Annotated in this window: 11 protein-coding genes; 8 read left to right on the top strand and 3 right to left on the bottom strand. The window is 66.9% G+C overall.

Going from position 1 to position 15735, the window contains the following annotated elements:
• Positions 1 to 81: 81 nt before the first annotated feature.
• From polA to IEW58_RS00985, 3 genes are read left to right on the top strand one after another with little or no spacing between them, the layout of a single operon-like run.
• Entirely contained in the window at positions 82 to 2940 is a 2859-nt protein-coding gene (gene polA, locus IEW58_RS00975; protein WP_188643426.1) for a DNA polymerase I, read from the top strand.
• 36 nt (positions 2941 to 2976) lie between these two features.
• On the top strand, positions 2977 to 4314 hold the full coding sequence (locus IEW58_RS00980; protein WP_188643427.1) for a sensor histidine kinase: 1338 nt from the start codon (positions 2977 to 2979) through the stop codon (positions 4312 to 4314).
• Between the two features lie 33 nt (positions 4315 to 4347).
• Entirely contained in the window at positions 4348 to 5412 is a 1065-nt protein-coding gene (locus tag IEW58_RS00985; protein ID WP_188643428.1) for a mechanosensitive ion channel family protein, read from the top strand.
• A gap of 6 nt (positions 5413 to 5418) precedes the next feature.
• On the opposite strand, the gene IEW58_RS00990 is transcribed toward IEW58_RS00985, so the two are convergent.
• The gene (locus IEW58_RS00990) at positions 5419 to 7764 is read right to left on the bottom strand and encodes a CDC48 family AAA ATPase (RefSeq protein ID WP_188643429.1); all 2346 of its coding nucleotides are present in this window, start codon (positions 7762 to 7764) and stop codon (positions 5419 to 5421) included.
• Positions 7765 to 8161: 397 nt separating this feature from the next.
• On the opposite strand from IEW58_RS00990, the gene IEW58_RS00995 reads away from it, so the two are divergent.
• From IEW58_RS00995 to IEW58_RS01015, 5 genes are read left to right on the top strand one after another with little or no spacing between them, the layout of a single operon-like run.
• The gene (locus IEW58_RS00995; protein WP_188643430.1) at positions 8162 to 8884 is read left to right on the top strand and encodes a CoA transferase subunit A; all 723 of its coding nucleotides are present in this window, start codon (positions 8162 to 8164) and stop codon (positions 8882 to 8884) included.
• Positions 8881 to 9768, top strand: coding sequence for an HAD family hydrolase (locus IEW58_RS01000; protein ID WP_188643431.1), 888 nt, complete (start codon positions 8881 to 8883; stop codon positions 9766 to 9768). Before IEW58_RS00995 ends, IEW58_RS01000 begins: the two co-directional genes overlap by 4 nt.
• A gap of 13 nt (positions 9769 to 9781) precedes the next feature.
• Complete coding sequence (locus IEW58_RS01005; RefSeq protein WP_188643432.1) at positions 9782 to 10429, top strand: CoA transferase subunit B; 648 nt, start codon at positions 9782 to 9784, stop codon at positions 10427 to 10429.
• Complete coding sequence (locus IEW58_RS01010; protein WP_188643433.1) at positions 10426 to 11556, top strand: NAD(P)H-dependent flavin oxidoreductase; 1131 nt, start codon at positions 10426 to 10428, stop codon at positions 11554 to 11556. Before IEW58_RS01005 ends, IEW58_RS01010 begins: the two co-directional genes overlap by 4 nt.
• Before the next feature lie 31 nt (positions 11557 to 11587).
• Positions 11588 to 12859: a spinster family MFS transporter gene (locus IEW58_RS01015; RefSeq protein WP_188643434.1), complete on the top strand. Its 1272-nt coding sequence runs from the start codon at positions 11588 to 11590 to the stop codon at positions 12857 to 12859.
• 10 nt (positions 12860 to 12869) lie between these two features.
• Here IEW58_RS01015 and metK read toward each other — a convergent pair whose 3' ends face one another.
• Positions 12870 to 14087, bottom strand: a complete 1218-nt coding sequence (gene metK / locus IEW58_RS01020) for a methionine adenosyltransferase (RefSeq protein WP_188643435.1) — start codon at positions 14085 to 14087, stop codon at positions 12870 to 12872.
• A 52-nt stretch (positions 14088 to 14139) separates the two neighbouring features.
• Entirely contained in the window at positions 14140 to 15717 is a 1578-nt protein-coding gene (gene lnt, locus IEW58_RS01025) for an apolipoprotein N-acyltransferase (RefSeq protein ID WP_229658363.1), read from the bottom strand.
• Between the last annotated feature and the right edge of the window lie 18 nt (positions 15718 to 15735).

Genomic DNA, 15735 nt, shown 5'->3' on the forward strand with positions numbered 1-15735 from the left:
CATGGAATTGCCTGGAATCGGCCACATTTCGGCACGCGAAAGCGGGTGCCAGCGTTCGTCGGGGCTGCTAGCAGGATCGCGATGGCAGACAAGCAGCATCTCTACCTGGTCGATGGCTCGGCATACATCTTTCGCGCCTATCATCGGTTGCCACCTCTGACGAATCCCGCGGGTACGCCGGTGGGCGCGGTCTACGGCTACACCACGATGCTGTGGAAGCTTGCGGATGATCTGGACAAGGCGGACGGGCCGACTCACCTCGCGGTCATTCTCGACAAGGGATCGACCAGCTTCCGCAACGTGCTCTACGACCAGTACAAGGCCAACCGGCCTCCGCCGCCAGAAGACCTGGTGCCCCAGTTCCCGCTGATCCGCGACGCCACCCGCGCGTTCAGCCTGCCGTGCATCGAGGAGGACGACCTGGAGGCCGACGACCTGATCGCCTCTTACGCCCGCGAGGCGACCCGCCGCGGGTGGGACGTGACGATCGTCAGCTCCGACAAGGACCTGATGCAGCTCGTGGGCCGCTGCTCGGAGCCGCACGACGGGATAGAGGGCGGCTGTATCGACATGCTCGATACGATGAAGAACCAGCGGATCGACATCCCCGAAGTGGTCGAGAAGTTCGGCGTCCCGCCCGAACTGGTCGGCGACGTGCTCGCGCTCATGGGCGACAGCGTCGACAACATCCCCGGCATTTACGGCATCGGGCCCAAAACCGCCTCGAAGCTGATCCAGGACCACGGCAGCCTCGCCGCCGCGCTCGACGCCGCGCCGGAGATGAAAGCCGGCAAGCTGCGCGAGCGCCTGATCGAAGGCCGCGCAATGGCCGAGCTGTCGCGCACGCTCGTCCAGCTCAAGGAAGACTGCGAACTGCCGATCCCGCTCGACGACATGAAGCTCGAAGGGGTGCCGCCCGAACCGCTCGCGGCCTTCCTGTCGGAGCACGGCTTCACCAGCCTGCTGAAGCGCCTCGACGGCGGCAAGGGCAGTCCCGAGCGGCCGACACAGCTCAATCCGGCCAAGGCGCAGACCGCCGGCGCACCTGCCGCGCCGGAAGGAAATCGCCAGCCGGTGCCGGAGATGCCGCCGGTTGACCGCAGCGCCTACGAGTGCGTCACCAGCTTGGAACGGCTGGTGCACTGGATCGAGCGCGCATTCGCGGCACGCATCGTTGCGATCGATACGGAAACCAGCAGCCTCGACGCGATGAAGGCCGAGCTTGCCGGCATCAGCCTCGCCCTCGGGCCTAACGACGCGTGCTATATTCCCCTGGGCCACGGCGGCAGCGACATGTTTGCCGAGCGGCCGGTGCAGGTCGAGCGTCAAGCCGCCTACGACGCTTTGCGCCCGCTGCTCGAAAGCGACGCCGTCCTCAAGATCGGCCAGAACATCAAGTACGACATCAGCATCCTGTCGCGCTGCGCGAAGATCGATGTCGCGCCGATCGACGATACGATGATCATCTCGTTCGCGCTCGACGCAGGCCGCAGCCTCGACGGGATCGGCGGCGGGCACGGGATGGACGAGCTTTCGACGCGCCACCTTGGCCACACTACGCTGACCTTCAAGGACATCTGCGGGACCGGCAAGAAGGCCATTCCCTTCGGCGAGGTCCCGCTCGACAAGGCGACGCAATACGCGGCCGAGGACGCCGACGTGACCTGGCGCCTGTGGAAGCACCTCAAGCCGCGCCTCGCGACCGAACGCGGCACGCAAGTGTATGAACGGGTCGATCGCCCGTTGATCCCGGTGGTCGCGCAGATGGAGCGTCACGGAATCAAGGTCGACCGGCAGCAGCTTGCGCGCCTGTCCGAAGAGTTCGCCACCGAGATCGCCCGGATCGAGCGCGAGGTGTGGGACTGCTGCGGGATCGAATTCACAATCGGCAGCCCCAAGCAGCTTGGCGACGTGCTGTTCGACAAGCTCGGCTACAAGGGCGGTCGCAAGGGCAAGAGCGGCCAGTATTCGACCGACCAGGCGATCCTCGAGACGCTCGCGGGGCAGGGCGCGGAAGTCGCCACCAAGGTCCTCGAATGGCGCCAGCTCTCGAAGCTCAAGAGCACCTACACCGACGCGCTACAGGCTGCGATCAACCCGGATACGGGGCGCGTGCACACGAGCTACAGCCTCGTTGGCGCGCAGACAGGACGGCTGAGCTCGACCGATCCCAACCTGCAGAACATTCCCATCCGCACCGAGATCGGCCGTCAGATCCGCGAGGCGTTCGTGGCCGAGGAAGGCAACGTGCTGCTGGCGGCGGACTACAGCCAGATCGAATTGCGGCTCGCGGCGCACATGGCGAACGTGCCGCAATTGAAAGAAGCCTTCTCGGCCGGGGAAGACATCCACTCGCGCACCGCGAGCGAGATGTTCGGCACGGTCGATCGCGACACCCGAGCACGAGCCAAGACGGTCAACTTCGCGATCCTCTACGGCATTTCCCGCTGGGGGCTCGGCGGTCGGCTCGGCATCGAGGCGGACGAGGCGCAGGCGATCATCGACACCTACTTCCAGCGCTTCCCCGGCATCCAGCAGTATATCCACACGACGCTCGAGAGCGTGCGCGAGAAGGGCTATTCGGAAACGCTGTTCGGCCGCAAGACCTGGTTCCCGCGCATCAATTCCAAAAACCCTAACGAGCGTTCTGGCTCGGAGCGCGCGGCGATCAACGCGCCGATCCAGGGCACCAGCGCGGATATTATCAAGCGCGCGATGGCCCGGATGATGCCCGCGCTGCAGGAAGCGGAGCTGGGCCATGTTCGCATGCTGCTGCAGGTCCACGACGAACTGGTGTTCGAGTTACCGGAAGGCGACGTGGACGCGGCGCGACCGGTGATCGAGCGGGTCATGGCCGAAGCCGCGCAGCCTGCCGTCATCCTCGACGTGCCCCTTGGCATCGATATCGGGACCGGCCGAAGCTGGGGTGCGGCGCACTAGCTTGTGCGTCCCCGTGGGCCCGCCTAAGCGCAACGCATGGACGACGCGACACCCCGGCCCGACGGGCGGCGCCGCGCCCTGGCGCGTTTCCTGGCGCGCAGCGGCAACCTGCTCGTTTTCGGGATCGTCGCGGTCTCGCTGCTGGGCGCCGTGCTGCTCATCTTCCAGACTATCGAGGCCGAACGTGGCGAGCGCGCACAGGCGCGGCAGACCAGCCAGGTCCTTGCCGAACTGGTGAACGTCAACCGTGCCGTGCTCAATGGAGAGACCGGGCAGCGCGGATACCTGCTCACTCTCGATCAGCGCTATCTCGGCCCGTACCGTGTAGCGCGCGAACAGTACCGACCGGCGCTTGCCCGCCTTCGCACCCTAGTCGGCGACGAGCCCACTCCCCGGCAAAACGAGCTGCTCGACCAGGTGGAAAACCTGACCGCTTCGAAGTTTGCGGAAATGGCCGATTCGGTGGATCTCGTCAGCCGCGGCGAACTGCTTGAGGCACGCAGCCAGATCCTGACCGACGAAGGGCAGGAAGTAATGGACCGCCTGCGGGCAGCACTGCGCGAGCTGGAACGGATCGAGCAGGAGCAACTGGCAGAGGCGACCGCAGATACCGCGCGGGCGGAAAGCAGGGTCGTCCCCCTGTTGGCCGCGCTTGCGGTTCTGCTCCTCATCGCGCTGGCGCTCGGCTACCGGCTGGTCGGCCGCGCGGTGCGAGCCGATGCCGAGGCGGCCCAGGCGGCGCTGATCGCGGAGGCGCGGGACCGAGCGGACCTGCTGGCGCGCGAGCTCAACCACCGCGTCAAGAACCTGTTCGCGGTGATCCTGGCGATTGTGCGCATGAGCGGCAAGGATGCGCCCGAGTCCAAGCCGGTGGTGGACCGGATCACCGACCGGATCCAGGCGCTGCTGGCCGCGCACGAGGTGACACAGGGAAATGGCGCGGAGGGCACGCCGCTGCGCACGCTGGTCGAGACTGCCATCCGGCCCTACCTCTCATCGGAACGCAAGGCGCTCCTCCAAGGGCCGGACCTATTCCTGCCGGTCAAGAGCGTCACGCCGCTTGGCCTGGTACTGCACGAACTCACCACAAACGCCGTCAAATACGGCTGCTGGTCGAGCGGAGGTGCGTTGACGGTCGAGTGGCGCCGGTCGGACGACATGTTCGAGCTCGACTGGCGGGAAGAACATGCCGAAACGGGCGAACCGCCTCTGCGAAAGGGCTTCGGTAGCCTGTTGATGACCAGTGCCGCGCGCCAGCTTCGCGGGTCCATCGAACGCCATTTCGAGCCCGGAGGGGTACATGTCGCGATGCGCTTCCCGGCTTCGGATATCCCGGGCACGGGCGAAAACGCGGGCGGGCAGGCGCCGGGTTGAAAGGACCGGGCATGGGTCATAGTGCGAAAGGCGATGTTCGGCTCATTCGACTTTTCGCGCTACGCCATCGACTGGCCCGAGGCTCTCCACGCCCTGCTCCTGGCCGCTGCAGCTTTGCTGGTGGCGGGTCTTGTCCATCGTGCGGTCTTCTCCGTCGTCACCCGTCTCACCGTGCGCACGCCTACGCCGGTCGATGGCCTCGTCGCGGAGCAGCTGCGCAAACCAACCCGCTGGGCCGCTGCAGCCATCGGGATCTCGCTGGCGGCCCAGGCGGATGCGTGGATCGCCTCGCTGTGGGGCGCGGTAGCGCGGTTCGTCGTCCCGGCGCTGCTCGGCTGGATGGCCTATTGCCTGGTAAAGGCGTTCGCTGCCGCCCTCGAGTATCGTGCCGAAGCATCGACCGATATCGCCGCCGCGCGCAGCCGCCGGACACGCATCGCAATCCTCTCGCGCACGGCGACGTTCGTGATCGTGTTCGTGACCGTGGGGCTGGTGCTTTTCCAGCTTCCCGGCGTGCGGCAGGTCGGCGTGACCTTGCTTGCGTCGGCGGGCCTCGCGGCGCTGGCGGTCGGCGCCGCCGCGCAGCCCGCGCTCAAGTCCCTCATCGCGGGGCTGCAGATGGCGATGACCGAGCCCTTGCGCCTTGGGGACCTGGTGGTGATCGACGGATTCAGCGGGCGGGTGGAGGAGATCCGCATGAGCTTCGTCGTCGTGCGCATGTGGGACGAGCGGGTGGCGGTCATCCCCACCAGCCGTTTCCTCGAAAACAGCTTCGAGAACTGGACCCGAGCGAGCGAACTGCTCACCGGTCCAGTCTACCTCCATCTCGATCCGGCGACCGAGGTGGCACCCATCCGCGCCGAGTTCCTGCGCTTTCTGTCGGAGCAGCCCCATTGGGACCGGCGCACCGGCACGCTCTTCGTCACCGAGGCGCGTGCCGGCTCGATGGAGCTTCGCCTTGCGATGAGCGCGGCGACCGTTGGCGACCTGTTCGAGCTGCGCAGCGCGGTGCGCGAGCACATGCTTGACTGGCTGCGGCGCACGATGCCGCAGGCGCTCTTGCACGCGACCGTGACGGCGCCGACTCCTGCGGAATAGCGAGCGCTACTTCGAACCCTTGGCGTCGACCGTCGCCGGGGCATGTTTGTGCTCCCGGGTCGATTCCAGCATGCCTTCGGTGATGAAGCCGATCGACGTGCCGGTTTCCGCCGCGCGCTTCTTAAGCTCGCCGCGCATTTTCTTGTATTCCTCTTCCATGGCGGCGGTCACCGTGGCGCGCGAATCCTCGAGAGCGGCGGCAAAGTCTGCGGCGGTCACCTGCTGGACGTCGCTGCCGGCTCGCTTGAGCGCCTCGAGGCCTGCACGGCGCACGACATCCTCGAGGTCGGCGCCGGTGAACCGTTCGGTGTCACCGGCCACCTTGCCGAGATCGACATCGCCTGAGAGCGGCATGTCGCGTGTATGGATGCCAAGAATCCGCTCACGGCCGGCTTTGTCAGGGGTGCCGACGTAAACCAGTTCGTCGAACCGGCCCGGCCGCAGCAGCGCCGGGTCGACAAGCGCGGGGCGATTGGTCGCACCGATCACCACTACCGACTGCAACTCCTCGAGCCCGTCCATCTCCGCGAGGATCGTATTGACCACGCGCCCCGTCACCGCGGGCTCGCCCTGGCCGCTGCCGCGCGCCGGAACGAGGCTGTCGATTTCATCGATGAAGATCACGCACGGACTGACCGCGCGGGCGCGCTGGAACAGGCGCGCGATCTGCTGCTCGCTCTCGCCGTACCACTTGGAGAGCAGGTCCGAGCTTTTCATCGAGATGAAGTTCGCTTCCGCTTCCTTGGCAACCGCCTTGGCGAGCAGCGTCTTGCCGGTGCCCGGAGGACCATAGAGCAGGAAGCCCTTGGCCGGGCGGATCCCCAATCTCCGGAAGGCGTCCGGGTTCTTGAGCGGAAGCTCGACCCCTTCCTTGAGCTTGTCGGTGGCCTCGGTAAGCCCGCCGATGTCGCTCCAGCCGACGTTGGGCACCTGCACCATCACTTCACGCATCGCGCTTGGCTGCACGCGCTTCAACGCCGCCATGAAGTCCTCGCGGGTGACCATCAGATCCTCGAGCACTTCGGTCGGTATCTCGCGCGCGTCGAGGTCGAGCCGCGGCATGATGCGCCGGACCGCCTCGATCGCCGCTTCGCGCGCCAGCGCGGCGATGTCGGCGCCGACGAAGCCGTGCGTGGTGCGCGAAAGCTCTTCGAGATCGACCTTGTCGCCCAGCGGCATGCCGCGGGTATGGATGGCGAGGATTTCGCGCCGGCCTTTCTCGTCCGGCACGCCGATGACGATCTCGCGGTCGAACCGGCCTGGCCGGCGCAGCGCCTCGTCGATTGCGTCGGGCCGGTTGGTGGCGGCGATGACCACGATGTTCGAGCGCGCCTCGAGCCCGTCCATCAAGGTCAGCAACTGCGCGACTAGGCGCTTCTCCGCCTCGCCGGCGACCTGGCTGCGCTTGGGCGCGATCGAGTCGATTTCGTCGATGAAGATGATGGCAGGGGAATTCTTGGACGCTTCCTCGAACACCTCGCGCAGCCGCTTTTCGCTCTCGCCATAGCCCGAACCCATGATCTCGGGTCCGTTGATGGTGATGAAGGTGGCGTCGCTCTCGTTCGCGACCGCCTGGGCCAGCCGCGTCTTGCCGGTTCCCGGCGGGCCATGCAGCAACACGCCCTTGGGCGGATCGACGCCGAGCCGAGTGAACAATTCGGGATAACGCAGGGGTAGCTCGACCATCTCGCGCAATTGCTGGATGGTGTCGCCTATCCCGCCGACGTCGTCATAGTTTACCACCGCGCGTCCGTCGCGCAGCTCCTCGAACTCGGCCCGCAGTTCCACTTCGGTGTTCTCGTCGATGTGGACGATGCCCTTGGGGTTCGTCGACACCACCGTCAGGCGGATCTGGGTGAGGGCATAGGCCGGCGCGTTGAACATGCGGCGCACTTCGGCGGGCATGTTCTGGACCGGCTGCTGCCCCGTCGTGGCGACGATGTCTCCGGCCACCAGCGGCTTGCGGAAGAAGTTGCGCTGGAGCGCCTGCGCGGGGCCCTGGAGACGCATCTCGCGCTGCGCCGGGGCAAACACGACCCGGCTGGCGGCACGTGATTCCGCGCGGCGAATGGTGACGTGCTCGCCCGAACCGGTCTCGGCGTTGCCCCGCTGCAACCCGTCGAGGCGGACAACCTCGAGCGTCTGGTCCTCGTCGTAGGCATGCACGGCGATGGCCGCGGTAGTGCGCTTGCCGGTGATCTCGATCACGTCGCCCTCGGTGATCCCGAGCGCCTGGAACGCACTGCGCGGCATCCGCGCGATGCCCTGGCCGCTTTCCTCCTGGCGGGCAGCCGCGACCTGAAGCCGGATCGTCTTGTCGTCTGCTGCCGCCGTGGCATCTGCATCGGCCATCGGTCGGGCCCTCCTGTCGCTTATCGTTCGTCTTCCCGGAAGCTAGGAAGCCGGGCTCGCTTTGCCAATGAACGAAAGCGCGTTTCGGTGCCGGGTCGGCAACACAGGACGGACGAAAAAAAGGCCCGGCGGGATGAACCTGCCGGGCCTTGGAAGTCTTTGGGAGAGGATGCCTGAAAGGCCCGCCTGATATGCTGGTAAGGGCATTTTTGTGCAAGTGCGAAAAAGACATTGAGAGTTGCGCCAAACGCAACGGTCAGCGGCGGTGCTTGTTTTCCCTATAAATTATTCAGGCGTCTGCCATCCCTCGCGGCCCTTTTTGTTGCACTGCGGCATTGCGCGGCTCGCGCGCGAGGGGCCGTGACAAGAGGCCGCTGGCGTCCTAGAGATCGCCCCGATGAACAAAATCTACCCCGATGCCGCCGCTGCCCTCGAAGGCGTTCTCCGCGACGATATGCTGATCGCCAGCGGGGGCTTCGGCCTATGCGGCGTCCCCGAGCGCCTGATCGACGCCATACGCGATAGCGGGGTCAAAGGCCTGACGTTCTGCTCGAACAATGCCGGCATTGACAACGAGGGCATCGGCAAGCTGCTGCGCACCCGGCAGGTGAGGAAGATGATCTCCAGCTACGTTGGCGAGAACAAGGAGTTCGAGCGGCAGTACCTGGCGGGAGAGCTCGAGGTGGAGTTCTGCCCGCAGGGAACGCTGGCCGAGCGAATGCGTGCAGGCGGAGCCGGAATCCCCGGGTTCTACACGCGCACCGGCGTCGGCACGAAAGTCGCCGAGGGCAAGGAAGTGAAGGCCTTCGACGGCGAGGATTACATTCTCGAGCGCGGGATCTTCGCCGACCTCGCCATCGTCAAGGCCTGGAAAGCCGACGAGACCGGCAACCTCGTGTTCCGCAAGACGGCGCGCAACTTCAACCTGCCGGCCGCCACCTGCGGAAAGGTCTGCGTGGTAGAGGTGGAGGAAGTGGTGCCCGTGGGGAGCCTCGATCCGGACTGCATCCACCTGCCCGGCGTCTACGTCCAGCGCATCGTTTCAGGCGCTCCTTACGACAAGAAGATCGAGTTCCGCACCACGCGCGAGCGAACCGCGCAAGAGGCCGCGAACGCTTGAAGTGCGCGCCACGCCTTGGCCTGGCGGCGTCGGCTCTCGCCGCATTGCCCGCCTTGTCAGGGTGCGTCGCAGCGGCGCTGCCGGCGATTGCCGCCACCGGCGTCATCGGCATGCGGCCAAGCGTTCACGGCGATGAAGGGGGCGGGAGCCGAGCTGCGGAAGAGGGCGGTCAATCCGGCAGCGCGATGCAGGATTCGACGGCTGGCAAATCAGTCGGTGCGGACCGTGCGGCACACTCTACCCCTGGCGATGCGCTACAAGGCAGGACGATCGAGCAGCTTGTCGCCGCCTTGCCTCCGCCCCCGGTCACCCCACCCGCTCCGTCCGCGGAATCTGGCGGATATACCAGCTTCCTCGACTTCGCGGCCCAGCAGGGGGCACTCCCGCCGGCGGGCAACGAGCGCCGCTCGGCGCTGCTCGCTACAAGAGGGTCGCTGGAGCCGGTCACCAGCGAATGTTCAATCCATCCCGCTGCGGTGGTTATCGATCTCGATCCCGGCTCGGCCCTGCTCGACCCCTCGGTCGCCATACGCGGCGACCGGGCATTGGCTTCGGGGCTGGCAGCCCTCCGCGCGCAAGGCGTTACGATCGGCTGGATCACCGGAAACTCCGCCGACCGGGCGGGCGACGTCCGCCAGGCGCTCGCCGCCTCTGGCCTCGATCCCGCAGGTCACGACGAACTGGTGCTGTTGCGCTATCCGCGGGAGCGCAAGCAGACCCGTCGCGAGGATCTGGCAAAGGTCTTCTGCATCGTCGCCATCGCCGGAGACGAGCGCAGCGATTTCGACGAGTTGTTCCAGTACCTTAAAGACCCGGCGCTTGCCGCGCCGCTCGAAAAGTTGATCGGGGCCGGCTGGTTCCTGATCCCTCAACCGCTGACCTGAAGGATAGATTCCCATGCCCTGGACCCGTGACGAAATGGCCGCCCGCGCCGCGCGCGAACTGAGGGACGGCTACTACGTCAACCTCGGCATCGGCATTCCGACCCTGGTCGCCAACCACATCCCGGAAGGAATGCAGGTCACGCTGCAGAGCGAGAATGGAATGCTCGGCATCGGACCGTTCCCTTACGACGACGAGGTGGACCCCGATCTCATCAACGCAGGCAAGCAGACCATCAGCGAGCTGCCGCACAGCGCCTATTTCGACAGCGCGCAGAGCTTCGCGATGATCCGCGGCGGGCATATCGACCTTACGGTGCTCGGCGCGATGGAAGTGAGCGAGCGGGGCGATATCGCCAACTGGATGATCCCCGGCAAGATGATCAAGGGCATGGGCGGGGCGATGGACCTCGTCGCCGGGGTCAAGAAGATCATCGTGGTGATGGAGCACACCGCCAAGGATGGCAGCCCCAAGTTCATCCCCGAATGCACCCTTCCGCTGACGGGCAGGAACGTGATCGACATGATCGTCACGGATCTCGCCGTGTTCCAGCGCCCCGATCATTCCAGCCCGTTCCGGCTGGTCGAACTGGCGCCCGGAGTCTCCGCTGAAGAGATCGCCGCCAAGACAACCGCTCGTTACGAGGAGGCCGTGACCGCATGAACAACGCAGTCTGCCGGATGACCGGGGCGGAATTCCCGCTGTTCGCATTCAGCCACTGCCGCGACGTGGTCGCCGCGGTCAGCAAGGCGGGCGGTTTCGGCGTCCTCGGCGCGACGCGCTTCTCGCCCGAGCAGCTCGAGGAAGAGCTGGCCTGGATCGACGCGCATGTCGACGGCGCTCCTTACGGCGTTGATGTGATCGTGCCCGAAACCATCGATCCGCGCGTCGCCGGGATGACCGACAACGCCACCCGGGCCGCTGCGATCGACCCGAAGTATGCCGAATTCGCCGCCGACCTGCTGGCGCAATTCGGCGTAGAGGCCAATCGCTCGGTTGCGCCATTGCGGGAACGGATGGGCATCACGCCCGAAAACGGCCTAGCGCTGATGGAAGTGGCCTTCCGGCACCCGATCAAGCTGATCGCCAATGCGCTGGGCATCGCGCCCGCGGCGATGATCGCCGAAGGCAAGAAGCGCGGTGTCCCGGTCGCCGCGCTGGTCGGGGCAAAGGAACACGCGATCCGCCAGGCGGAGGCGGGGGTGGACATCATCGTCGCGCAAGGCGGCGAGGCCGGCGGGCACTGCGGTGAGGTCTCCACCTTGGTGCTGATCCCCGAAGTCGTTCGGGCGCTGCGCGGCGCGGGTTACGACACTCCTGTCCTGGCCGCTGGCGGGATCATGACCGGGAGCCAGATGGCGGCGATGATGGCGGCGGGCGCGGATGGCGCATGGACCGGCAGCGTCTGGCTTGCGACGCCCGAGAGCGAAACGAGCGAGGCCTTCCGTGAAAAGATGGTCAGCGCGCGCAGCCGCGATACGGTCCGTTCGCGGAGCCGCACCGGCAAGCCCGCGCGCCAGCTCAAGACCGCCTGGCACGAAGCGTGGGACGCGCCGGACGGCCCTGGCGCCCTGCCGATGCCATTGATGGGCATGGTTTCTGAACCGGCCTTTGCGCGGATCGAGCGGGCCGCGGAAACCGGAAATGCCGAGGCACGGGCGCTCGTCAGCTACTTCGTCGGCCAGGGTGTCGGCCTCGTCGAGGAAGTCCGCCCCGCGCGCGCGGTCGTCCAGGCTTTCAGGGAAGAGTATGTCGAGGCGATCGAGCGGCTCAACGGATCATTGAGCTGAACGAGCCGCGCCTGCCCGCAAGGTCCCCCGGATGAGCCGCCTCCGCCGCCATTCTCCCGCGCTGGCGCTGACTATCCTCACGATGATCGGCACGATCGGGTTCATCGACCGGATCGTCGTCAACGCGCTGGTCGAGCCTCTCAAGGCCGAATTCGGCCTGAGCGACGCGCAGATCGGTCTGCTCGGGCTGGCCTACTCGGCGCTCAACATCGTCATCGGTGTGGGCATAGCGCGGCTGGCGGAGCATCGGCGGCGGCTGACGCTGACCACCATCGGCACGCTGCTGTGGTCGGCGGCGGCAACTGCCAGCGGCTTCGTCCAGGGATGGCACCAGCTTCTCGCCGCGCGGATCGCGGTTGGGGTCGGCGAGGCGGTTGGCCTGCCTGCGAACCAGTCGGTCATCTCGGACTATTACCCGCCCCACCGCCGCGCGAGCGCGATGTCCATTCTCCTGCTCGCGGCCCCGCTTGGGGCTTTCATCGGGCTTGGCCTCGGCGGGTTCGTCGCCCAGACCTGGGGTTGGCGCTGGGCATTCATCGTGACCGGCCTGCCTGGGATCGTGCTGGCACTGTTGGTCTGGCTGTTCGTCAAGGAGCCGCCGCGCGGTGCGCACGACGGGGAGATCGATCACGCGGTGCCGCCCGTTCGCGCAGTTCTCGGCCGCCTGCTCGCGCTGCGCAGCGCACGGCACCTCATCATGGGTTCGGCTCTTGCCTCACTCGTGGGCTTCGGCCTGATCGCGTTTCTCTCTGCCCTGATGACCAGGCGGTTCGGATTGCCGGTAGGGGAGGCCGGGCTGGTCACCGCACTGATCGCGAGCTTCCCCGCGGCGCTTTCCGTCGGCCTTGGCGGGACGATCGCCGACCGGCTCGCTCCACGCCTGAAGTCCGCCCATGCGCTGTTTCCCGGCATATGCCTGCTGGTGGCCGCCCCGCTTTACGTGATCGCGATGACCCGCGGGGACCTGGCCGTGTTCGTCGTGTTCACTGCGCTTTCGACACTCATGCAGTTCACCTTCCTCGGCCCCACGGCCGGATCCTTGCAGAACATGCTTCATCCGCGGATGCGCGCCACCGGGCACGCCTTCACGAACATCTTCGGCGGACTGGTCGGCGGCCTGGGGCCGGTGCTGGTGGGCTGGCTGAGCGACGAGCTGGCGAGCGCGGGCTACCCAAGCGACATCGCGCTCGGTTACGCGATGGCGGGCGCAGGGCTGATTTCACTCTGGGCGGCGGCGCATTACCTGCTCGCCGCCCGTACGATCGATAAGGATCTGGCGCGGGCGCGCGAAGGCCCGGCCTGAGGAGGCCGGATCAGGCCGCGGCGGCCTTCAGCGCGTCGACCAGGTCGGTCTTCTCCCACGGGAAGTCGTCGCCCGAGGCGGTCCGGCCGAAATGGCCGTAGGCGGCCGTCTTGCGATAGATCGGCTTGTTGAGGCTAAGGCCCTCGCGGATGCCGCGCGGCGTCAGGCCGCCGAGCCGGTCGGCTGCGACCTTGGCGATCGCCGCTTCCAGCTTCTCGTCGGCAACCGTGCCGGTGCCGTGGGTATCGACATAGAGCGAGAGGGGCTGCGACACGCCGATCGCATAGGCGATCTGGATCGTGCAGCGCCGTGCGAGGCCCGCCGCGACCACGTTCTTGGCGAGATAGCGGGTGACGTATGCGGCAGAGCGATCGACCTTGGTCGGGTCCTTGCCCGAGAACGCGCCGCCGCCGTGCGGAGCCGCGCCGCCGTAGGTATCGACGATGATCTTGCGGCCCGTCAGCCCGGCGTCGCCATCGGGCCCGCCGATCTCGAAGCTGCCGGTGGGATTGATGTGGTAGACGGTCTCGTTGGTCAGCAGCTCGCGCGGGATCACGTCGGCGATCACGCCCTTAACGTAATTGTGCAGCTCGGCTTCCTTCGCGCCTTCATCATAGCCGGGAGCATGCTGGGTCGAGACGACGATGGCGGTCGCCGCGGCGGGCTTGCCGTCGCGGAAGCGCAGGGTGACCTGGCTCTTGGTGTCGGGCTCGAGAAACGGCGCCTTGCCGCTGTGGCGGTCGGCGGCCATCCGCTCGAGGATCTTGTGGCTGTAATACAGCGTCGCCGGCATCAGGTCGGGCGTCTCGTCGCAGGCGAAGCCGAACATGATGCCCTGGTCGCCTGCGCCTTCGTCCTTGCTCTCGCCGGCGTCCACGCCTTGCGCGATGTGGGCCGACTGCGGGTGGAGGTTGTTCTGGAAATCGAGCGTCTTCCAGTGGAAACCGTCCTGCTCGTAACCGATGTCGCGAACCACGCCGCGCACGGTGTCCTCGATCTCCTGTTCGACGCCGGGGGCCCAGTTGCCTTCGGTGTCCATAATCCCTTCGCCGCGGATCTCGCCCGCGATGACGACCTTCTGCGTCGTGGTCAGCGTTTCGCACGCCACGCGCGCCTGCGGGTCCTTCGAAAGGAACAGGTCGACGATCGCGTCGGAAATCTGGTCCGAAACTTTGTCGGGGTGACCTTCGGAAACGCTCTCGGAGGTGAACAGGTAATCAGCGCGCATGGACTGGATATCCCGATATAAGGAAAGCTTTATATGTGAATTCGCCCGAGCCCTAGCCGCCGCGCCGACGCCTGACAAGGCCCGCGACGGCGAGGACGGCGAGCGCCCAGGCCAGTGAAAGCAGGTTGCCTGCCATCGCAAACAGGGTCGGCGGAAGAGCGCGGGGAACGAAGCCGTCGATGCGCCCGGGAAGGTGGCTCTGGCCCAGGTGAGCGCGCACCACGCCGTGCGCATCGATTACCGCGCTGATGCCGTTCACCGTCGCGCGCAGGACCGGCAATCCTTCCTCGATGGCCCGCATCCGCGCCTGGCCCAGGTGCTGGGGCGGCCCGAACCGGCCGAACCAGCCGTCGTTTGATGGATTGAAGATGTAGTCCGGCCGGTTGGAGCGATCGACCACCTGCCCGGCAAAGGTTATTTCGTAGCAGATCTGCATGCCTGCCCGTCCGTAGGAGCCCAGATCGATCGTGCGCGGGCCCGGACCGGGGAGGAAATCGATGCTTCCCGCCACCAGCCGCGTGGCGCCCAGGGGCTCGAGCAGCCAGCGCAAAGCGAGGTATTCGCCGTACGGGACGAGGTGCGCCTTGCGGTAACTGCCGACGATTTCACCCTGCGCGTCGAGCGCGGTGACGACGTTGTACGCGCCGACCGCGCGTCCGTCCCCGATCTGCAAGTCGACGGCCCCGGTAAGCAGCAGGCTTCCCGTCCCGATCGTCTGTCCGATGCGGGTGCGCGCGAACTTCGGATCGGCCCCGGCGGTGGTAGAGAGATAGTACGAGCGGGGGTACCCGTCCCGCAGGTAGTCCGGCAGGCCGGATTCAGGCCACAGTACCAGCCGCTCCCCGCTGTCCCGCCGCGGCGCGGTGGCAGCGGCGAGCTCGAGGAAATGCGCTTCATAGAGATCCGGCCGGTCGAGCTCGTCCTGGAGAAAGCCGGGCTGGATCAGCGTCAGCGCCAGCGCGCCGCGCCGTTCGGCGGGGGCGGGCAGGTACATCCCGGCGCCTACCAGCGCCAGCACCGCCAGGGCACGCCACCAGGCCCCCACGCTGAGCAGGGCCGCAAGCCCGCCGGCGATCAACACGGCCAATCCCGACAGCGCGTAAGTCCCCAGCCAGGGCAGGAGTGCGGCGAGGCCGGGCCGGTCGAACGGCCCCAGCAGCGTGAGCCCGAAGGGATCCCACGCGTATCCGGTGAACACCCAGCTCCTCAGCCATTCCGAGAGCGTCCATGCCGCGCCGAGCGCCAAGGCCAGGGGGACCGCGCGGGTTCCCCCGACCGCCCGCGCCATCGCCGCGCCGAGGGCCGGATAGACCGCGAGGTATACCGCCAGCAAAGGCACCGCGGCCCACCCGAGCGCGGCGGGCATGTTCGCCTGGAACGTGAACGCAGTCGCGATCCAGTTGTTGGCGAAAGTGAAGTGGGCAATGCCGAACAGCCAACCGAGCCACGCGGCCTGCCGCCAGCCCGTCGTGCGGGCAAGCAGCACTGCAAGGCCCGCCATTCCAAGGAGGGCAAGCGGCCACAGGCCGAGCGGGGGAAAGCCCAGCGCGGCAACCAGCCCCGCGCCAAGCGCGCCAAGCCGTGGATGGGCTACGAAGGCCCGACCGGAAGAAGCCAGTACCGTGCGCACTCCGGTGCGCGCTCGCCT

Source organism: Tsuneonella deserti (genome assembly GCF_014644315.1).
Taxonomy (GTDB): Bacteria; Pseudomonadota; Alphaproteobacteria; order Sphingomonadales; family Sphingomonadaceae; genus Tsuneonella; species Tsuneonella deserti.